The organism is Kitasatospora griseola (assembly GCF_014648555.1).
GTDB classification, from domain to species: domain Bacteria; phylum Actinomycetota; class Actinomycetes; order Streptomycetales; family Streptomycetaceae; genus Kitasatospora; species Kitasatospora griseola.
In genome coordinates this window covers 32,239-51,532 of the sequence record NZ_BMRI01000042.1, presented here as the reverse complement: position 1 = coordinate 51,532, position 19,294 = coordinate 32,239, and the positions used below count along the sequence as shown (strand labels likewise).

General features: G+C 74.1%; 17 protein-coding genes. 10 read left to right on the top strand and 7 right to left on the bottom strand.

The genetic code is table 11. The features are described 5' to 3' along the window. Nucleotides 1–155: 155 nt before the first annotated feature. A complete protein-coding gene (tatA, locus tag IEZ12_RS32875; protein ID WP_043914968.1) occupies nucleotides 156–431 on the bottom strand; it encodes a Sec-independent protein translocase subunit TatA in 276 nt (91 codons plus the stop codon). 142 nt (nucleotides 432–573) lie between these two features. Further along, entirely contained in the window at nucleotides 574–2,106 is a 1,533-nt protein-coding gene (locus tag IEZ12_RS32870) for an MFS transporter (protein ID WP_189277383.1), read from the bottom strand. Nucleotides 2,107–2,215: 109 nt separating this feature from the next. Here IEZ12_RS32870 and IEZ12_RS32865 point away from each other — a divergent pair, with 109 nt between their 5' ends. Next, nucleotides 2,216–2,797 carry a TetR/AcrR family transcriptional regulator gene (locus IEZ12_RS32865; RefSeq protein WP_189277381.1) on the top strand — a complete coding sequence of 194 codons (582 nt, stop codon included), beginning with the start codon at nucleotides 2,216–2,218 and terminating at the stop codon, nucleotides 2,795–2,797. A 7-nt stretch (nucleotides 2,798–2,804) separates the two neighbouring features. Here IEZ12_RS32865 and IEZ12_RS32860 read toward each other — a convergent pair whose 3' ends face one another. Further along, nucleotides 2,805–3,140 (bottom strand): cupin domain-containing protein, encoded by a 336-nt coding sequence (locus IEZ12_RS32860; protein ID WP_189277379.1) that lies wholly within the window; start codon nucleotides 3,138–3,140, stop codon nucleotides 2,805–2,807. A gap of 143 nt (nucleotides 3,141–3,283) precedes the next feature. Between IEZ12_RS32860 and IEZ12_RS32855 the strand changes: the two genes are divergently transcribed. Next, nucleotides 3,284–3,541: a hypothetical protein gene (locus IEZ12_RS32855; RefSeq protein WP_100588249.1), complete on the top strand. Its 258-nt coding sequence runs from the start codon at nucleotides 3,284–3,286 to the stop codon at nucleotides 3,539–3,541. 66 nt (nucleotides 3,542–3,607) lie between these two features. Here the strand turns inward: IEZ12_RS32855 and IEZ12_RS32850 are convergent, their stop codons facing one another. Continuing rightward, complete coding sequence (locus IEZ12_RS32850; protein WP_043914961.1) at nucleotides 3,608–4,765, bottom strand: acyl-CoA dehydrogenase family protein; 1,158 nt, start codon at nucleotides 4,763–4,765, stop codon at nucleotides 3,608–3,610. 317 nt (nucleotides 4,766–5,082) lie between these two features. On the opposite strand from IEZ12_RS32850, the gene IEZ12_RS32845 reads away from it, so the two are divergent. The 6 genes from IEZ12_RS32845 (at nucleotide 5,083) to IEZ12_RS32820 (ending at nucleotide 15,099) form a co-directional block, all read left to right on the top strand. Then, nucleotides 5,083–7,035, top strand: coding sequence for an ATP-binding protein (locus IEZ12_RS32845; protein ID WP_189277377.1), 1,953 nt, complete (start codon nucleotides 5,083–5,085; stop codon nucleotides 7,033–7,035). Continuing rightward, nucleotides 7,032–9,365, top strand: coding sequence for a bacterial transcriptional activator domain-containing protein (locus IEZ12_RS32840; RefSeq protein ID WP_189277375.1), 2,334 nt, complete (start codon nucleotides 7,032–7,034; stop codon nucleotides 9,363–9,365). Before IEZ12_RS32845 ends, IEZ12_RS32840 begins: the two co-directional genes overlap by 4 nt. A gap of 190 nt (nucleotides 9,366–9,555) precedes the next feature. Then, nucleotides 9,556–11,277 (top strand): threonine/serine exporter family protein, encoded by a 1,722-nt coding sequence (locus tag IEZ12_RS32835; protein ID WP_189277373.1) that lies wholly within the window; start codon nucleotides 9,556–9,558, stop codon nucleotides 11,275–11,277. Nucleotides 11,278–11,317: 40 nt separating this feature from the next. Continuing rightward, on the top strand, nucleotides 11,318–12,274 hold the full coding sequence (locus IEZ12_RS32830) for a hypothetical protein (RefSeq protein ID WP_189277371.1): 957 nt from the start codon (nucleotides 11,318–11,320) through the stop codon (nucleotides 12,272–12,274). A 153-nt stretch (nucleotides 12,275–12,427) separates the two neighbouring features. Then, nucleotides 12,428–13,696 (top strand): C40 family peptidase, encoded by a 1,269-nt coding sequence (locus IEZ12_RS32825; RefSeq protein ID WP_189277369.1) that lies wholly within the window; start codon nucleotides 12,428–12,430, stop codon nucleotides 13,694–13,696. Between the two features lie 110 nt (nucleotides 13,697–13,806). Beyond that, a complete protein-coding gene (locus IEZ12_RS32820) occupies nucleotides 13,807–15,099 on the top strand; it encodes a GNAT family N-acetyltransferase (protein WP_189277367.1) in 1,293 nt (430 codons plus the stop codon). A gap of 7 nt (nucleotides 15,100–15,106) precedes the next feature. Here the strand turns inward: IEZ12_RS32820 and IEZ12_RS32815 are convergent, their stop codons facing one another. Further along, entirely contained in the window at nucleotides 15,107–15,904 is a 798-nt protein-coding gene (locus IEZ12_RS32815) for a TetR/AcrR family transcriptional regulator (RefSeq protein WP_229848458.1), read from the bottom strand. Nucleotides 15,905–16,253: 349 nt separating this feature from the next. Between IEZ12_RS32815 and IEZ12_RS32810 the strand changes: the two genes are divergently transcribed. Next, nucleotides 16,254–16,748, top strand: coding sequence for a GNAT family N-acetyltransferase (locus IEZ12_RS32810; RefSeq protein WP_189277365.1), 495 nt, complete (start codon nucleotides 16,254–16,256; stop codon nucleotides 16,746–16,748). Nucleotides 16,749–16,764: 16 nt separating this feature from the next. Here the strand turns inward: IEZ12_RS32810 and IEZ12_RS32805 are convergent, their stop codons facing one another. Further along, on the bottom strand, nucleotides 16,765–17,964 hold the full coding sequence (locus IEZ12_RS32805; protein WP_189277363.1) for an MFS transporter: 1,200 nt from the start codon (nucleotides 17,962–17,964) through the stop codon (nucleotides 16,765–16,767). A gap of 113 nt (nucleotides 17,965–18,077) precedes the next feature. Between IEZ12_RS32805 and IEZ12_RS32800 the strand changes: the two genes are divergently transcribed. Further along, on the top strand, nucleotides 18,078–19,043 hold the full coding sequence (locus tag IEZ12_RS32800) for a LysR family transcriptional regulator (RefSeq protein ID WP_189277361.1): 966 nt from the start codon (nucleotides 18,078–18,080) through the stop codon (nucleotides 19,041–19,043). Nucleotides 19,044–19,116: 73 nt separating this feature from the next. On the opposite strand, the gene IEZ12_RS39535 is transcribed toward IEZ12_RS32800, so the two are convergent. Then, on the bottom strand, nucleotides 19,117–19,294 hold a 178-nt coding region (locus IEZ12_RS39535; protein ID WP_229848467.1), incomplete at its 5' end, for a YceI family protein.

Below are 19,294 nucleotides of genomic sequence, written 5' to 3'. Positions count from 1 at the left end.
CGTTACCGTCCAGGTGATCCGCCGTCAGGTGACTACCAGCAGATACCAGGACCGGGCGGCCAGCCACTCGGGTGCGACGACGGAGCCCCGGACCGCGACGGGGCGGTCCGGGGCTCCGGAAGACCTGCGACGACGGCCCGGGGGCCGACGGGGTGTCAGGCCGTGGTCGACTTCGGCGTCTCGGTGGCCTTGGTGACCACGGTCGGCTCGACGGCCTGACGGGGCTGCTCGGCCTGCGAGGCGGCGGTGCCGTTCTGCGCCTCGGCGGCGGGGGCGTCGTCCTCGCGCAGGGCCTTGGTCTCGGCCTTCAGGATGCGCATCGACTTGCCGAGGCCGCGGGCCATCTCGGGCAGCTTCTTCGAGCCGAACAGCAGGACCAGCACCACCACCATGATGGCGATGTGCCAGGGCTCAAGACCGTTACGGAACATCCCTGACCACCGGTCCTTTCGTGGAAGTTCTCGCTGTGACGTCTGGGCCGGGCGGGAAGCCCGACTCGGCCAGTATGCCTGGCCTTGTCGGCGAACGTATACACCCGTCGGCAAACAGCGGCCGAAATGCAGGTGATACGAGTCATGTGGTCTGTACCACCTGGGAGTTCTTTCCGGCGGGCTGCTGTACGGGGCGCAGGTGGCGCATCAGCAGGTGGGCGGCAAGGGCGGCGCCGAGCATCACCACGACTCCGACGATCGCGGCCAGGTGCATTCCGGCGGTGAAGGCGTCGCGGGCGGTGGAGAGCAGCTGCTCGGCGGGGTCGGCGGGCAGGTGGGCCGCGGTGGTGACGGCCCCGCCGAGGGTGTCGCGGGCGGCGTCGGGGGCGGAGCCGTCCATCCGGGACCGGTACACCGCGGCGCCGGCCGCGCCGAGCACCGCGATGCCGAGCGAGCTGCCGAGTTCCTGGGCGGTCTCGGAGGTGGCCCCGGCGGCGCCGGCCCGTTCGGCGGGGGCGGCGGAGAGCACCATCTCGCCGGTGATGGAGACGGTGCCGACCGCGCCGGCGGCGATGATCCCGGCGGCGGTGAGCGGCAGGGCCAGCGAGGAGTCGGGGACGACGAAGGCCATCGCGGCGAAGCCGGCGGCACTGGCCAGGAACCCGGCGGTGAGCAGGACCGCGGGCCGCACCCGGCCGGCCAGCGCGCCGAACCCGCCGACCGCCGCGCCGACGCCGACGCTGGGCAGCAGCGCCCAGAGCGAGGCGGCGAGCGGCCCGTAGCCCTTGACCAGCTGCAGGTACTGCGAGGTGAAGAGGGTGAAGCCCATCATGGCGAACATCGCGATGGTGTTGACGGTGATCGCTCCGCTGTAGGTGCGGATCCGGAACAGCGACAGGTCGATCAGCGGGTGCGCGGCGGTGCGCAGCCGGACGGCGAGGCCGGTGCCGACCAGCAGCCCGGCGACCAGGACCAGCACGGGGCGGGTGCTCCAGCCGTCCACCGCGAGGGTCTTGATGCCGTAGACCACGGGCAGCACGGCGGCGACGGACAGGGCGGCGCCGAGCAGGTCGAAGCGGCCCTGCTGCGGGGCGCGGTACTCGGGCAGCAGGACCGGCGCGGCGGCCATCACCAGCAGCATCACGGGGACGGCGATCAGGAAGGCCGAGCCCCACCAGAAGTGCTCCAGCAGCACGCCGCCGATCACCGGTCCGAGGGTGGCGCCGGCCATCATGACGCCGCTCCACGCGCCGATCGCGGTCTGCCGCTGCTTGGGGTCGGGGAACATGTTGCGCACCAGGGCCAGGGTGGAGGGCCCGAAGACCGCTCCGGCGACGCCCAGCAGGGCCCGGGCGGCGATCAGCTGGTTCGCCCCGTCCGCCCAGGCGGCCACCAGCGAAGCCGCGGCGAAGGCGGCCGTGCCGCCGATCAGCAGTCGGCGCCGGCCGATCCGGTCGCCCAGCGCGCCCATCGGGATCAGCAGCCCGGCCAGCAGGAACGAGTACATGTCCATGATCCACAGCTGCTGGGTGCCGCTGGGCCGCAGGTCGGTGGCGATGAACGGGACGGCGAAGAACAGCACGCCCATGTCCGTGGCGAGGACGAGGGTCGGCAGCAGGAGGAGGGCGAGGCCCAGCCATTCGCGTCGGCCGGCGCGGCCGTGGTCGGTGGTCATGGCGAGGACTGTACGGACGTCTTGCACGACTGTCTAGTACAAACGTCTCAATCAAGTGTTCCAGACATTCGAGCAAGACAACCGTCTTGGACTGCCGTAGCATCGGCGCATGGGAAATCGCGAGGACCTGCTGGCCAGCGCCAAGCACTGCCTGTACGAGAAGGGCTACGGGCGCACCACCGCCCGGGACATCGCCAGCGGGGCGGGCGTCAGCCTGGCCGCGATCGGCTACCACTACGGCTCCAAGGACGCGCTGCTGATCCAGGCGCTGGTGGAGGCGATGGGGGAGTGGGGCGCCGCAGTCGGCACGGCGCTGGCCTCCTCGGCGGACATCGCCGACCCGAAGGAGCGGTTCGTCCGCTCCTGGGACGCCATGCGGGACAGCTTCGGCACGCACCGGGGGCTGTGGACGGTGCAGTTCGAGATCCTCGGGCAGCTGGAGAGCCTGCCGAAGCTGCGCGAGCAGCTGGCCGAGGCGCAGAAGCTGGGCCGGCTCGGCCTGGCCGCCCTGTTCCAGGGGAAGGCCGAGCACGAGGACACCCCCGACGAGCTCGCCAAGGGCGTGTTCTACCAGTCGCTGCTGCTCGGCCAGGCCGCGCACTGGCTGATCGACCCGGACGGGGTGCCCGGCGGCGAGGACTACCTGCGGGCGATGTCGCTGGTGTCCGGCGAGGTGCTCGGCCGGCCCTGAGGGCCGGTCAGGCGGTGACGGCGGTGAGCAGCACCACCGCGTCGGTGTGGGCGAGCAGGCCGTGCCGCTCCTGCGGGACGGAGTGCAGCTCGCCCGCCGACGCGTCCTGCTGCCGGCCGGCCACGGTCAGCGCGACCCGGCCGCGCAGCACCTGCAGGCTGGCCGCGACCGGGGCGTTGTGCTCGTCCAGCGCCGCCCCGGCGCGCAGCGCGATCACGGTCTGCCGCAGCACGCCGTCGTGCAGCAGCAGGTGTGCGCTGCGGCCGTGCGGGCTGGCGGCGGCCTTGGCGGCGTGCTCCTCGGCCAGCGCGTTCAGGTCGATCCGGGCCGGCTGCTCGGTCATCGCGTTCTCCTCCGTCTCTCCCCGCGGCCCCCGGGCCCGACCCTAGGCAGGCTTCCGGGGTGTCGCGCGCTGGGCCACGCGCAGGGGTCAACGCGGGGTCCGTTCGGCGTGCGGGGCCCGGGGCGCGGCCCGATGGTGGACCCATGGCGACCAATCAGAAATTCATCGGCGGTTTCCAGGTGAACCGCGGCATGCTCACCGTCGGCGTGGCCCTCACCGGGCTCGGCGCCGTCGTCGGACTGACCGGGACGGCCCTGGTCTGCGTCGCCCTGGCGAACGCGGGCCGGGGCTGGTTCCAGCAGCTGGAGACCCACCCGGCCGCGCTCGCGCAGCGCACCATGCACCAGGCGAAGGCCGCGTCGGCGGCCGGACTGGAGGCCTGGCGCAGCAGCGCGAACTGATCGCGGACGACGACGGAGGCGGGCGCCCGGTCCGGGCGCCCGCCTCCGCGACGTGCGTGGGTGCGCCTACAGGCCGAGCGACTTGGCGATGATGGTGCGCATGACCTCGCTGGTGCCGCCGTAGATCCGGAACACCCGGTTGTCGGTGTAGAGGCGGGCGATCGGGTACTCCAGGATGTAGCCGTAACCGCCGTGCAGCTGGAGGCACTTGTCGATCACCTCGGAGGCCGACTCGGTGCAGAACAGCTTGGCTGCGGCGGCGTCCGCCACCGTCAGCTCGCCGTTCTGGTACAGCTCCAGCGCCTGGTCGACCATGGCCTGCTGGGCGAGCACCTGGGCCTGGCAGTCGGCCAGCGAGAACTTGGTGTTCTGGAACTCGGCGACGGCCTTGCCGAACACCTTGCGGTCCTTGACGTACTGCACCGCGAACTGCACCGCGGCGGCCGCCGAGGCGTACGCGCCGACCGCGATCGCCAGGCGCTCCTGCACCAGGTTGTGGGTCAGGTAGGAGAACGCCTTCCCCTCCTCGCCGAGCAGGTTCTCCACCGGGACCTTCACGTCGGTGAAGGACAGCTCGGCGGTGTCCGAGGTGCGCAGGCCGATCTTCTGCAGCTTGCGGCCGACCGCGTAGCCCTCCGAGGCGGTGTCCACGCACAGGATGGACAGGCCGGCCCGGCGGTCCGCCGGGTCGTGCGGGGCGGTGCGGCAGACCACCAGGACCAGGTCGGCCAGCACGCCGCCGGTGATGAAGGTCTTGGCGCCGTTGAGCACGTAGTGGGTGCCGTCGGCGGACAGTTTCGCGGTGGTGGCGATGCCGGCCAGGTCGGAGCCCGCGCCCGGCTCGGTCATCGCGATCGCGGTCATGATGTCGCCCGAGACGAAGCCCGGCAGCCAGCGCCGCTTCTGCTCCTCGGTGGCGTACTCCATCAGGTACGGCAGCACCAGGCCGGTGTGCACGCCGGAGGAGCCGAAGGTGACGCCCGCGCGGGCGGTCTCCTCGTAGATCACCGCCTGGTACTTGAAGCCGGTCTCGCCCGCGCCGCCGTACTCCTCGGGGACCTCGATGCCGTAGACGCCGAGCTCGCCCAGCTTGCGGTAGAAGTCCCGCGGCGGGTGGCCGGCCTCCTCCCAGCTCTCGTAGGCCGGGACGACCTCGTTCGCGATGAAGTCCCGGATGGTCTCCCGGAACGCCTCGTGGTCCTCGTTGTAGACGGTGCGGCGCACGGTGCGCTCCCTTCGGCGGCGGCTGGTCGCGCAGTCAAGTTAATCGCCGGTAGCTTGTGGTGTCCAGGGTCGGCGGCGGCCCGGACCTACCGCAAGTAATGCCGGGCGCGGGTGGTCTCCCTGCAAACTGGTCCGAATGTCGTACCGGTGCGGGCCGCCTGTTTCGCCGTGCCCGTAAATGGCCGGGGATTTCCGCGGGTTGGCGGGATCGTCGGTGATCACCCGTGCGGCGGGCCAAAGTTGACCGAGTATCGACAGAAAATCGGAAATCCGAAAACAGTGGTCGCCTGATTGTCGTACTGGCACACTGAGGCCTCATGGCTGATGGTCTTCCCCCCGCTTCCGGCGCCGACGGAAGTGGCGTCGAATTTCCCGCGTCCGAGAAGTCGGAGAATCTCCGCACCACGGAGGTCGACCTCGGCGGCCTGGTGGGCGTGCTCGCCACGCACCTCTACTCGACACCGCTGGTGGCGCTGCGCGAACTCGTGCAGAACGCCCACGACTCGCACACCCGGCGCAGGCTGGAGGACCCGGAGGGCGCCTACCGGCCGCTGATCCGGGTGACCGGCGACCCGGCGGCCCGGACTGTGGCGATCGAGGACAACGGGGCCGGGCTCACCGAACCGGAGATCCACGCCTACCTGGCCACCGTCGGCACCGGCTACACCCGGATGCTGCGCGACCTGACGGGCAATCAGGAACTCATCGGCGCGTTCGGACTGGGCTTCCTGTCGGCCTTCTCGGTCGCCGAGGAAGTGACCGTCACCACCGCCTCGCACCGCGAACCGCACGTCGCGCACACCTACCGCAGCCGCGGCGGCGAGCAGTACAGCGTGGAGCCCGCCGCACCCCGCGCCGCCGCCGGCACCGTGGTGACGCTGCGGCTCAAGCCGGAGCACGCCCACCTCGCCGACGAGGAGGCGCTGCGCGAAGTCCTCGCCCGGTACTGCGTGCTGCTGCCCATCGACGTGTTCGTCGGCGACGACGACCGGCCCGTCAACGACGTCGTGGTGCCCTGGCGGCAGGACGTCACCGGCTCGCCGCACCTGCACCGGATGCGCTTCGCCACCGCGTTCGCCCGCAGCTTCGAACCGCTGACGGCCTTCCCCGTGCAGCCCGCCGACGACCGCACCGACGCCGTCGGACTCCTCTGGGTGCAGGACGGCGGGACGTACGGCTCCAGCGACAACCGCGACCTCGCGGTCTACCTGCGCGGCATGCTGCTCGCCGACGACGCCCGCGACCTGCTGCCCAGCTGGGCCGGCTTCATCGGCGGCGTGGTCGAGTCCACCCGGCTCACCCCCACCGCCAGCCGCGAGGACCTGCAGCGCGACGAGCACTACCGGGCGCTCCAGCAGGCCCTCACCGACGCCATCGTCGACGGCCTGTACGAGACCGCCCGGCTGCACCCCGCCGCCTGGCGGCGGATCCTCGCCCGGCACGGCCAGGAACTGCTCGGCGCCGCCCTCTGCGACGACCGGCTGTTCACCCTGCTCGCCGACGACGTCCCCGTCCCCACCTCGCAGGGCGAACTCACCGCCGGCGCCCTGCGCGCCGCCGGCTCCGGCGCCGTGCACGTCGCGCTCGGCAGCGGCGGCGGCTTCGAGGAGATGCTGTACCGCGCCATGCAGGTACCGATCGCCCGCGGCGACCGGTACGCGGTGCTGCCGTTCCTGCGCCGCTACGCGCAGCTGCGGGACTGCCGGATCGTCGAACTCGGCAGCGAGAGCGGCAACCGCGAACTGTTCCGCGCCCCCGACCTGCCGCTGCCCGCCGAACAGCACGCCTGGCTGAGCGCCGCGCTCACCGACGACGGCGAACAGCTCGTCCCCGCCCGGTTCGACCCGCCCGGGCTGCCGCTGGTGCTGGTCCCCGACCGCGAGGCCGAGCTCAAGGCCCGGATCGAGGACGACCGGGCCGACGCCCGGATCCCGTCCGCCGCGCTGCGCCTGGCCAGGGCGTTCACCGCGCGCACCGACGGCACCGTCAAGGCCCGGCTCTACCTCAACCTGGCCTCGCCCGCAGTGCACGACCTGCTGGCCGCCTACCGGGCCGGCCACACCGGGGCGGCCACCGCCGCCGCGCTGCTGCGCTCCCTGAAGGTGATCATGGCGGCGGCGTCCGGCTCGGCGGTCGGCGACCTGACCGCGGCCCTCGGCGGCGTCTCCACGGCGGTCGCCGCGCTCACCGCCGCCGTCCCCGCCGACGGCCTGTCGGTGGTACCCGACACCATCTCCGCAGACACTCCGCAGGGGGACGAGGAACGATGACCACCGACATCTGGTCCTGGGTGCACGACACCCACCGCCAGCTCGCCGAGTCCGGACAGCACCGGCTCGCCGACGCGCTCGTCGAGATCGCCGGCCACGCCGTCGAGGGCCGCAACGAGCAGCTCGACGCGATGTACCCCGAGGCGCTCGCCTCGGCCCGGGCGCTCGGCCTGCCCTGGGTGGAGGTCTTCCTGCGGCACTGGCGGCTGCAGAACCTGCTGAACAAGCGCTACCAGGGCGAAGCCGCGATGTCCGAGGCGGTGTCGCTGCTGGAGTTCGCGCACCGCGAGGAGACCGCCTCCTGCCCGCAGTCGGTGTGCGCCGTCCAGGACTTCACCATCTGCCACGCCAACATCGACGGCCCCGGCTACGTGCCCGAGCGGCTCGCCGTGCTGGAGGAGACCCTGGAGCGGGTCGAACCCGCCCGGGCCTGCTTCGACTGCCTGTCCCGGGAGTACGCAGACACCCTGGAGGACGACGGCCGCCCGGCCGACGCACTCACCCACCTCGACCGCGCGCAGACCCGGATCCGGGCGGCCGGCGAACAGGTCTCGCTCTCCTTCGCGCACAGCCGCGCCTCCGCCCTGCACCGCCTCGGCCGGCACCAGGACGCCCTGGACGCCTACGACACCGCCGAACACGCCTACGTCGCCGCCGGGAACCGGCTCGACGACGACGACCGCCGCAAGCTCGCCGTCGGCCGCGCCCTGCAGTTCGCCGCCCTCGGCCGCACCGGCCCCGCCCTCGAACTACTGCCCGCCGCCGAAGAGGCCGACCGCTACCCCGACATCCGGCACCGCTGGACCGCCGCCGTCGAACTGCTCGTCGCCGCAGGCGAGTTCCCCAACGACGCCGCCCTCGGCGCCCGGCTGGCCGGCTGGGCCGGCGAACTCGACCTGGCCGGCTCCCACCGCCCCTGCCTGGTCCTGGCGCTGGCGGCCGGCCGGCTCGCCCTCGCCCGGGGCGCCCGCGAGGTCGCCCTGATCCTGGCCCGCACCGGCGAACGCAAGCTCGGCCAACTGCGCCGCACCGACGGCGTCGCCGAGCAGGTGGCCGCCCTGCGGGCCGCCGCCGAGGCCCTGCCGCACCCCGAACTGCCCGTTCCCGCCGACGAGTTGCCGCAGTGGCTGGCCGAGAACCGCCCCGAGCCGGAGACCGGCGCCGACCTGCTGGCCGCCGCCCTCGCCGCCGCCGACACCCCCGACACCGTCCTGGTGCTCAACCTGGCCGGCGCGCTCGGCACCCTCGGCCACGCCCGGGCCGTCACCGAACTGCTCTGGGCCCAGCTCGAACTGGACCCCGGCAGCGACTACCTGACCGGCATGCTCGGCGACCTGCTGATCGACGCCGAGGACGGCGACGGCGTCGACCGGCTCGCCGACCGGCTCTCCGCCGCCCCCGCCGACGCGCACTGGCTGCGCGCCCGCTGGGCCGCCGCCCAGGGCCGCTGGGCCGAGGTCGGCGAGCAGTGCGCCGCCGTGCTCGCCCACGAGCCGGACGCGCTCAACACCCGCCGGCTGGCGGCGAGCGCCGCCACCCGCCGCGGCGACCACGCCGAGGCCCAGCGGCTCTACCAGGACCTGCTGGAACACGCCCTCGACCCCGCCGAGGCCGGCGAGGACGAGCAGCACCGCACCGTCCAGACCCCCGACCTGTGGCACCTGATCACCGCCGCCACCGCCAACCGCGACTGGCCGGCCGTCCGCGCCGCCGGCGCCCGGCTCGGCATCGAGTTCGACCACGACAGCGGCCCGGTCGACGAGGAATGGCAGCTGATCGAGATCCGCGCCCCGCGCCACAACGGCACCACCGTCGACCTCCCCGCCCTGCGCACCGGCCCGGCCACCGCCCGGGTGCTGCCGGTGCTCGGCGACGACCACGACCTCAACCACGGCGACGTCGTGGTGTTCGCCCCCGCCCTGCTCAACGACCACCCCGAGCCCGGCGAGGAGGAGAGCTGGCACCCGGTCTTCGAGCACCTCACCCTGCTCGACCCGGCCGGCTACACCACCTACTGGATCGACGGCTGCTGCCCCGACGACGAGACCTGGTACGCCCTGCGCGGCGCCCTCCAGGAGGCCGGGTACGCGGTCTGGGCGTACAGCGGCGACCAGTACCGGATCACCGACCCGCACCACGAGGGCGAGACCCTCCCCGGCGTCTACGCCGCCCTCGGCGTCCCCCCGACCGCCTCCGCCAAGGAGGCCGACGCCCTCCTCACCGACCTCACCGCCGCCTGGCCCCACCCCCTCGCCTGGCCCGCCCTCGCCGAGGCCGCCGGCGCCGACCTGACCCGCCACCGCGAGACCATCGACGCCTACGACCTGTAGGCCTCGCCGCCGCCCGCGGTCCGGTGCTCGCCGGACCGCGGGCCGCCCCGACCGGCCGGGAGTTCCGGCGTCGTCGTTGCGGGCCCGCCGGGAGTGGGTACCCCTTGTTCGCTCCTCCGACGGGCATCAGGCAAGGTGGAGCCAGTAGGCAGCCCGACCGGGCGGCTGCCGGGGTGGCGGAGGAAGTGTCGTGTCCGAACGCGAGCCGGAGGGTGCACCTGCGCAGGAGGCGCCGCCCACCGAAGGGCTGCTCGGGCCGGATGTGCCGCCCATCGAACGGCCCGTCAGCGTTCCGCACGCGCCGGAGCCCGCGCAGACCGAGGGGCTGCTCGGGCACAGCCCGGCGGCCGAGGTCGCGGAGGCCGTCCGGGCCCGCAACCCGCTGGCCCAGGACACCCTCACGCCCGAGGAGTGGAACGCGGCCGGCTACACCCCCGCGTACGGCCTGGACCTGAACGAGCTGCACAAGGGCGCCCCCGGGGACGCGCCCTGGCCGGACCGGATGCGGACCCTGCTGCGCACCCCCATGGCCGAGCGCCCCGCGTTCGAGCGGAGCCCGCGCGAGCTGCACCCGTCCGCCGGGGCGCAGGCCCAGCGCAACGTGCCCCGGGTGCTCGACCTGTCGCTGCGGATCGGGGAGCTGCTGCTGGCCAGCGGCGAGGCCGCCGAGGACGTGGAGGCCGCGATGCTCGGCATCGCGCACGCGTACCGGCTGGACCACTGCGAACCGCAGGTCACCTTCACGCTGATCTCGATCTCCCACCAGCCGTCGCTGATCGACCCGCCGGTCACCGCGGACCGGGTGGTGCGCCGCCGCACCTCCGACTACACCCGGCTGGCCGCCGTGTACGAGCTGGTCGCCGACATCACCGCCGAGAAGGTCACGGTCAACGACGCCTACCGCCGGCTCGCCGGGATCCGCCGCAACCGGCACCCGTACCCGGCCTGGCTGCTGTCGCTGGCCACCGGGCTGCTGGCCGGCGCGGCGTCCTTCCTGGTCGGCGGGAGGATCGACGGCAAGGCCTGGCTGGTGTTCGGGGCGGCGTTCGTCGCGGCCGTGGTCGGCGACCGGCTGGCCTCGTTCATCGCCCGCCGCGGGCTGCCGGAGTTCTACCAGTTCGTGATCGCCGCGATGCCCGCCGCGCTCTGCGGCATCCTGCTCTCCTTCAACGAGCTGCACCTGCGCGGCTCGGTGGTGATCACCGGTGGACTGTTCGCGCTGCTGCCCGGACGGGCCATGGTCGCCGCCGTGCAGGACGGCCTGACCGGCTTCTACATCACCGCCGCGGCCCGGCTGCTGGAGGTGGTGTACCTGGTCGCGGGCATCGTCATCGGCGTGATGCTGGTGCTGTACATCGGCGTCAACTACAACGCCAAGCTGCGGCCCGACGAGTCCATCGGCGGCACCAACGCCTCCCCGCCGGTCCAGCTGATCGCCGCGATGGTGCTGGCGCTGGCCTTCGCGATGCTGCTGCAGACCGACCGGCGCTCGCTGCCGATGGTGGTGCTGAACGCCGGCATCGGCTGGTCCACGTACGGGGTGCTGGTCTACAACGCGGGGATCTCCGCGATCGTCGCGACCGGTCTGGCGGCCGGCCTGGTCGGCCTGTTCGGCCAGCTGCTGGCCCGCTACCAGGCGTCCTCCGCGCTGCCGTACGTGACCGCCGCGATGGGCCCGCTGATGCCCGGTTCGGCGCTGTACCTGGGCATGCTGGCATTCGCCCAGGGCCACGCCTCGAACGGGCTGGTGTCCGCCAGCCGGGCCGCGGCGCTGGCGATGGCGCTGGCCATCGGCGTCAACCTCGGCGGCGAGGTGGCCCGGCTGTTCCTGAAGAACCCGGGCGCCAGCGACCGGGACGCCCCGCACCTGCTCATCCCGCGCCGGGCCGCGAAGCGCACCCGCGGCTTCTGACCCGGCCCGGCCGCCCGTACCGAACCGAAGGCTCCACCCGATGCTCAGTGCCCTGCTCGACGGCTACCACCAGCACATCGTGGCGGCCCACAAGCAGCCGCTGTTCCTGCTGCTGGTCGGGTTCATCACCTCCTTCGTGTGCATCCGCTTCAGCACCCGGATGATCCGCGCCCAGGTCCGCTGGTGGCCGGGCAACATCACCCCCGGCGGGCTGCACATCCACCACATGGTGTTCGGCCTGGGCTTTTTGCTCCTCGGCGGCATCGGCGTGTTCGCCACCAACGGCGGCCACCCGTGGATCGACTGGTTCGGCCTGTCCTTCGGCATCGGCTGCGGCCTGGTGCTGGACGAGTTCGCGCTGATCCTGCACCTGGACGACGTGTACTGGAGCGAGCAGGGCCGCAAGTCGGTGGACGCGGTGATCCTCGGCATCCTGATCACCGCGCTGCTGCTCACCGGGTACGTGCCGCTCGGCCTGGTGCCCGGGCAGAGCACCCGGTGGGGAGTGGTCGGGGTGATCGCCGGCAACGCGGTGATGAGCGTGGTCGCGCTGCTCAAGGGCAAGGTGTGGACGGGGCTGCTCGGCATCATGGTGCCCGGCCTGTCCTGGATCGGCGCGGTCCGGCTGGCCCGCCCGTCCAGCCCGTGGGCGCGCTGGCGCTACGCGGACCGCCCCCGGCGGATGGCCCGGGCGAACCGGCGCGAGCGGCGGCTGCACGCCCGCACCGACCGGGCGCGCACCTGGCTGTTCGACCTGATCGCCGGGGCGCCCGACAAGGTGCCGCCCGGTCACCCCAAGGCGCACGCGGTGGCCGAGCGGATGGCCGCCCGGGCGCTGGCCCACCGCCACCCCGCGCTGCCGTCCGGCGGGCGGCGGGCTGTCGCCCCGCCCACCGACCCGGACCGCCGGGCCCGCGCCCAGCGCCGCCGCCGCACCGTCCGGGCCGGGCGGCCGCGTACCGCCGGGACGGGGAAGCCGCCGCAGCGGGCGCGCTGACAATCGGACATCTCACCCGGGTGGTCGCATTTCGATGGCGCTGACCCTCCGTCAGGTCTGAGAATCTGACGGTGCGTGACCGAATTGTCACGTGATGGGACAGTCGGTTCGATTCTCCGCCGGCTGTCGGAACGCGTCGAGGAAGGACCCGTCATGCCGCGCAGGCTCCTCCCCGCCCTCCTCCTCGCCGCTGCCGCCGGGCTCGCCCTGCTGCCCGCCGCGAGCGCCCCCGCCGCCCCTGTTCCCGCCGTCCGGCACGCGGCCGGCCGGCCCGCCGACGACCCGCCCGGCGACGAGGCGTACCCGTCCGCCGAGGAGGTCGCCCGGGCCAAGGCCGCCGCCGACGCCAAGGCCGCCGCCGCCACCGGCCTGGAGGCCCGGCTGGCCGCGGCCCGCACCGAACTCGACCGGGTCGGGCAGGCCGCCGAGCAGGCCGTCGAGGCGTACAACGGCGCCCTCGCCCGGCTCGCCAAGGCCCAGCAGGCGGCGAAGGCCGCCGCCGTCCACTCCGCCGCCGCCGAGGCCGCCCGCGCCCGGGCCGCCGACCGGGCCGCGGGGCTGGCCGCCGAGATGTACCGGCAGGGCGGCGCCTCCCCGCAACTCGCCGCGCTGGACGCCATGCTGGGCGCCCGCGGCCCCGGCGAACTGTCCGAGCAGGCCGCCGCGGTCGGCATCGCCGGCGCCCAGACCCGGCAGATCCTCGACGACGCCACCGGCACCGCGAAGGCCGCCGCCCGCGCCGCCAAGGACGCCCGCGCCGCCGAGGCCGCCGCCCGCACCGCCGCCGACACCGTCCGCACCGCCAAGGACGCCGCCCAGCGGCGGCTCGCCGACCAGGAACGCCAGGTCGCCGAGATCGGCCGGCGCCAGGAGACCCTGCTCGCCGAACTCGCCGCCGCCCGCGACACCAGCGTCGACCTCGAACGCCAACGCCAGGACGCGCTGGAGGAGATCGCCCGCCGTCAGGCCGAGGAGGCCGCCCGCGCCGAGGCCGAACGCGCCGCCGCCGAGGCCGCCCGGCACCACCCCGTCCCGGACCGCGACCAGCCCTGGTCCGCCACGGGCGCGGACGCCGCCGTCGCGTTCGCCCGCTCCGTCGTCGGCCTGCCGTACATCTGGGGCGGCGAAGGCCCGCAGGGCTACGACTGCTCCGGGCTGACCATGATGGCCTGGCGCAAGGGCGGCAAGAACCTCACCCACTTCGCCGCCGACCAGTACGCCGAGTCCACCCCCGTCAGCTACGACCGGCTCCGCCCCGGCGACCTGGTCTTCTGGACCAAAACCGGCCGCGCCGCCGACATCTACCACGTGGCGATCTACCTCGGCGACGACCAGATGATCGAGGCCCCGCGCCCCGGCACCGCGATCAAGCAGGCCAGCCTCTGGATCATGGGCCGCCCCGACTTCTACGCCCGCCCCTGACGGGCACCGTCCAGGGCGCCCGGACGGCATCCGGCGCACCGTCGGACGGGTGGCGCGGGCGGGCCGGAAAATTGGGTGACGGGTCCTGGGGGCCGCCGTACGGTGGCCGGATGGGCAATGACGCACAGCACCGCGCCGACCAGGGCATCGAGATCCGGCCGATCACCCGTGACGAACTCGCCGTGTGGGACAGGTCGATCTCCCGCGGCTTCCTGCGGCCGCACGTCGCACCCGCGACGGAGTGGCGGGAGATCCAGTTCGAACCGGGGCGGATGCAGGCCGCGTTCGACCACCGCGATCCCGCGCCGGAGGGGCCGCGCTGCGTGGCGACCTTCCGCAGCTTCGACGCCGAACTGACCGTCCCCGGCGGCGCCCGGCTGCCGGTGGACGCGGTCACCGGCGTCACCGTCAACTCCACCCACACCCGGCGCGGCCTGCTCAGTGGCATGATGCGCCGCGACCTGGCCGCCGCCCGGGAGCGCGGCCTGCCCGCCGCGATCCTGATCGCCGCCGAGTACAACATCTACGGCCGATTCGGGTTCGGCCCCGCCACCCGCAGCACCGGCTGGCGGGTGGACGTGCTGCGCGCCCGCGGCCTGCGGACCGGGCTGCCCGTGCACGACGGGCACCGGATCGACTTCGTCACGCTCGAGGAGGTCCGCAAGCTCGGCCCCGAGCTGTACGAGCGCTGGCGGCCCACCCAGCCCGGCGCGATCGGCCGCCCGGAGCACTGGTGGCGGGTACGCACCGGAGACCTCGACCTGCCCGGCTTCGAGTGGAAGGAGGGCTTCACCGCCCTCCACCGCACCGCCGACGGCACCGTCACCGGCCTGATCAACTACACCGTCGACGAGAAGTTCGACGGCGCCTACCCCGACTGCCCGCTGAACGTGCGGGACTTCCTCGCCCTCGACCAGCAGACCGCCAACGCGCTGTGGGCGCTCGCGTTCTCCGTCGACTGGGTGCGCCACGTGGTCGTCCCGAGCCTGCGGCCCGACGACCCGCTGCCGCTGCTGCTGAACGACCCGCGCGGGGCCCGCCCGCACGAGGACGACTCCGACTTCACCTGGCTGCGCCTGCTCGACCTGCCCGCCGCGTTCGCCGCCCGCCGGTACACCGCGCCCGGCCGCCTGGTGCTGGACGTCACCGACCCCGAGGGCTGGACGAGCGGCCGCTGGGCGCTGGAGACCGCCGCCGACGGCACCGGCCGGATCACCCCCACCGAGGACGCTGCCGACCTCGCCCTCGGCGTCGGCGCGCTCGGCACCCTCTTCCAGGGCGCCGACACCGCCACCCGGCTGGCCGCCGCCGCGATGCTCACCGAGCTCACCCCCGGGGCCGCCGGCCGGGCGGACACCCTGCTCCGCCCGGAGCGCACCCCCTGGAACCCCGACAGCTTCTGACGGGTCCTCAGGAGGCGGGGGGCTGCTTGACGGCGGTCTTTCCGATGGTCGGCAGGATGAAGTCCTGAATGAGTCCCTTGGCGTCCCGGACGATCGGTCGGAATATCCGATAGCGCGAAAGATTGATCACCCGGGCCGCCATGGGAGTCGACCGACGGACGAACTCGCGGGTGCGCTCGGTGTCCTCGGTGCGGTCGAAGACCCAGTAGAGGACGACGACCATCAGGTGCAGCCACAGGACGTCGGGCAGGAGTTCGACCAGCTCGGCGTCCAGTTTGGGGGCGAGCTCGGACCCCTGGAGGACGTCCCGGAACAGCTCCACCGCGGTGGCCCGGGCCGGGTGCGACTCGTTGGAGAACGGGCTGAGCGAACTGGTCGGATCGGCGGCCGTGCGGAAGAACTGCGCGGAGAACTCGTGGTACGGCGCGGCCGTGTCCAGCCAGGAGACCAGCGCGATCTCCAGCCGCTGGGAGAAGTCCTTGACGCCGGCCATCCGGGCACGGGCGTCGGCGGCGTGGTCGTACGTCATCCGGTCGTAGAACCCCTGGATCAGGAATTCCTTCGCGGAGAAGTAGTAGTAGGCGTTGCCGACCGAGACGCCCGCCTCGGCGGCGATCGCCCGCATCGTGGTCTTCTCGTAGCCGCGCTCCTGGAACATCCGCATCGCGGTCTCCAGGATCAGGGCCCGAGTGGCCTCGCTCTTGTCCGTCTTCGGCTGGGCCCGGCCGCCCGCGAGCTCGCCGGCGGGCACAGCGCTGCCCGGCTCGTTCCGGTCGCCCGCGCTCTCCACGTCGCCCGACCCCACCGGGCCCCCTCGGGGCCGTTCCCGGTCGATTCCTGGCACCTTCGCCCCGCCTGCCGTTCGCTACGCCCCAGTTGCCTGTGGAGCCGAGTCACTGTGGAACCCGAGCCTAGCCCGGACCGGGACAACTCCGGACCGGGAGGGCGAAACGGCACTCGGCGGACGGCCCCGGTGCCCCCCGACAGCGGGCGCGCCACCCCCCGCCCCGGCCTTCCGTCCGCCGTCGGGCGCGCGGACGGATCCCCTCCTCGACCGGGGCCAGACAATTTCGAACGCGTTCAAAACTGTTCGAGGGTGACTCTAGGGCACCGGCTGAACGCGTTCAACCCCCGGTGTGTGGAAGGCTGACGACATGCCCGCCACCCTGCGCGAGGGCGGCGCACCCGACGCCGCCGCCGTCGCCGCCCTGCTCACCGCCAGCCGCCGCAGCGCCTACGCCGGACTCGTCCCGGACGCGGCGCTCGCCGCCGACAGCTCACAGCAGATGCTGTGGGAACTGCGGCTGAGCGCGGACTACGGCCCGCCCGCCGACACCCCCACCCTGCTGCTCGCCGAAGACCCCGACGGCACCCTGGCCGCCTTCGCCCACCTCGTGCCGGACGGCCCCGTCGTCCGCCTGGAGCACCTGCACGTCCGCCCCGACCGCACCGGCCACGGCCTCGGCACCCGCCTGCTCCACGCCGCACTCGCCCGCCACCCCGACCGGCCCGTCCGCCTCGACGTCCTGGCCGCGAACCGCCGCGCGATCGCCTTCTACGAACGCCACGGCGGCCGCCGGACCGGCCGCGGCACGGCGCACTTCCCGGATGGGACCGTGCTGCCGGAGTACGAGTACGGCTGGCGCTGACCAGGACCGCAGGCCCTCAGGACCTGCGGGCGGCCGGAAGGGCGGCGAGCAGGGCGACGACGGCCGCCGCGAAGGGCAGCAGGTAGCCGGTGCCGGGGTCGGCGTGCTGGACGAGGGTGCCGCCGAGCGTCGCGCCGGTGGAGATGCCGACCAGGATCGCGGCGACGGCCAGCGCCATGGCCTCGTTCAGGCGGTGCGGGGGGAGGAGCTCCTGGACCAGCGTCATCCCGCTGATCATGGTCGGCGCGGTGCCCGAGCCCGCGGCCAGCAGCGCCGCGCCGAGGACCGGGACGCCCGCCCCGGACCGGCCGGCGGCCAGTGGGAGCAGCATCAGCGCGGCCATCGCGCCCGCCCCGAGCGCCAGCCGCACCGCGACCGGGCGTCGTGGGCGGATCGCGCCGAACGCCAGCCCCGAGGCGCAGGACCCGGCCGCGACCAGTGCCAGCAGCACGCCGCCGGCGGACTGCCGGCCGAGCGCGTCGGTGTAGGCGAGGGTGGTGACCTCCTGCGAGCCGAACAGCACGCCGGCCGCCAGGAACCCGGCCAGCAGGGCCGGGAAGCCCCGGGTGCGGATCAACGACCGTGCCGCGGAGGAGGGTTGGGCCGGTGCGGCGAGCGGCGGCTCGGTGCCGCGCTGGGCGGCGAACAGCAGGGTGCCGACGGTGCCCAGGGCCCAGGCGGCGAGCAGTCCGGCCTCGGGGGCGAGCGCTGTGCACAGGACCATGCCGAGGACCGGTCCGGCCATGAAGCACAGCTCGTCCAGGGACTGTTCGAGCGCGTTCGCCCGGTGCAGCACCGCGGCGTCGGCCCGGTGCAGGTGCGCCCAGCGGGCCCGGGCCATGCCGCCCAGGTTGGGGCTGCTGCCGGACAGCGCCCAGCACAGGAACAGCGTCCAGTCGGGTGCGCCGGTGCGGACGCACAGCAGCAGCGCGCCCGTCGGCAGCGCGGTGGCGAGGACGGCGGGAACGGCGACCCGGGCCTGTCCGAGCCGGTCGACCAGCCGGCCGAGCAGCGGCAGCAGCGCCGCCCCGGCCAGCACCCCGACCGCGGAGACCGCGCCGGCCAGCGCGTACGAGCCGCGGCGGTCGGCGATCAGCACCACGACGGAGACGCCGTACATCGCCAGGGCGAGCCGCCCGAGCAGGCCGGCCAGGGTGAACGTGAGGGCGCCCGGCGCGGCGAACACCGGGCGGTAGCGGGCGAGCGGCAGCGACAACGCACAACTCCGGGAGTGGGGAGGGGGGATGGCTCCACCCTGGGGCCCGGGCCGGGGCGCGGTCCAACACCTGATCCGTCCGATCGACCGGATTCTGTTGTTAATCTCCCGCCGTGCCCCGTGACCTCCACCCCCGCCTGCTGCGCAGCTTCACCGCCGTCGCCGAGACCCTCCACTTCGGCCGTGCCGCCGAACGGCTGCACCTGGCCCAGCAGGCCGTCAGCCGGGACGTCCAGGCGCTGGAGCGGGAACTCGGCTGCGCGCTGTTCCAACGGTCCACCCGCAGCGTCGAGTTGACCGAGACGGGCGCGGCGCTGCTGCCGAAGGCCCGCCGGCTGCTGGAGCTCCAGGGCGAGATCACCGCGCTCGGCGACGCCCGGACGCTGCTGGTGGACGTCAACAGCCCCGGCGGCGACCGCGAACTGACTGCCGAGCGGGTGCTGGCCGAGGCCCGCCGGCGTCGTCCGGAGGCCGAGCTGCTGGCCCGCTACTGCGGCGGACTCACCGCTGCCGCACGGGAGTTGGCGGCGCACCGGCTGGACGCCTCGTTCGGGCGGCACGCCGGGCTGCCGGCCGCCGCGCGGTCCCGGCTGGCGCACACCCCGGTGCGGCTGGAGCCGATGGCGGTGTTCCTGCCGTTCGAGCACCCGCTGGCGGCGCTGCCCGCCGTGCCGCTGGCCGCGCTGGCCGGGCATCCGGTGGACGTGTTCGCGGGGCAGCCCGACACCGCGGAGTGGACCGACCTCGGCCTGCGGCTGCTCGCCGAACACGGTCTGGTCGCCGCACCCGGCCGCACTCCGCCGGTCGGCGCCGCCGAGTTCGCCCGCTACCTGGCCCGGCACGGCAGCCCGATCCTCACCACCACGGACGGGCCGGACATCCCGGGCGGGGTGGCCCGGCCGCTGGTCGACCCGGTGCCGCTCAGCCTGGTCGGTCTGGTGCACCGGCCCGAGCTGCGTCACCCGGGGTTGGCTGCCCTGCGCGAATCGGCGGTCGAACTCGCCGCCGCGGAAGGCTGGTTGGCGCGTCCGCCGGGGAGCTGGCTGCCGTCGGAGGACGCCGCGCTACTGCGCGGATGAAACGGCGGCGCCCCCGCCGCGGGGGACGGCGAGGGCGGTACCGGGGGCCGCGGGGCGGCCGGGACAGGCGGTCTCAGGAGGCTCGCACGGCGGAGATGTCGAGGGTCAGCTTGACCTTCTCGCCGATCAGCACGCCGCCGGTCTCCAGCGCGGCGTTGTAGGTCAGGCCCCAGTCGGTGCGGTCGACCGAGGTGCCGCCCTCGAAGCCGACCCGGTTGGCGCCGTACAGGTCGGTGGCCGCGCCGGTGAAC

Bases quoted from the DNA above. Each gene is read 5' to 3' on its own strand.
- tatA (WP_043914968.1), bottom strand. From the start codon at position 431: ATGTTCCGTAACGGTCTTGAGCCCTGGCACATCGCCATCATGGTGGTG.
- IEZ12_RS32870 (WP_189277383.1), bottom strand. From the start codon at position 2,106: ATGACCACCGACCACGGCCGCGCCGGCCGACGCGAATGGCTGGGCCTC.
- IEZ12_RS32865 (WP_189277381.1), top strand. From the start codon at position 2,216: ATGGGAAATCGCGAGGACCTGCTGGCCAGCGCCAAGCACTGCCTGTAC.
- IEZ12_RS32860 (WP_189277379.1), bottom strand. From the start codon at position 3,140: ATGACCGAGCAGCCGGCCCGGATCGACCTGAACGCGCTGGCCGAGGAG.
- IEZ12_RS32855 (WP_100588249.1), top strand. From the start codon at position 3,284: ATGGCGACCAATCAGAAATTCATCGGCGGTTTCCAGGTGAACCGCGGC.
- IEZ12_RS32845 (WP_189277377.1), top strand. From the start codon at position 5,083: ATGGCTGATGGTCTTCCCCCCGCTTCCGGCGCCGACGGAAGTGGCGTC.
- IEZ12_RS32840 (WP_189277375.1), top strand. From the start codon at position 7,032: ATGACCACCGACATCTGGTCCTGGGTGCACGACACCCACCGCCAGCTC.
- IEZ12_RS32830 (WP_189277371.1), top strand. From the start codon at position 11,318: ATGCTCAGTGCCCTGCTCGACGGCTACCACCAGCACATCGTGGCGGCC.
- IEZ12_RS32825 (WP_189277369.1), top strand. From the start codon at position 12,428: ATGCCGCGCAGGCTCCTCCCCGCCCTCCTCCTCGCCGCTGCCGCCGGG.
- IEZ12_RS32820 (WP_189277367.1), top strand. From the start codon at position 13,807: ATGGGCAATGACGCACAGCACCGCGCCGACCAGGGCATCGAGATCCGG.
- IEZ12_RS32810 (WP_189277365.1), top strand. From the start codon at position 16,254: ATGCCCGCCACCCTGCGCGAGGGCGGCGCACCCGACGCCGCCGCCGTC.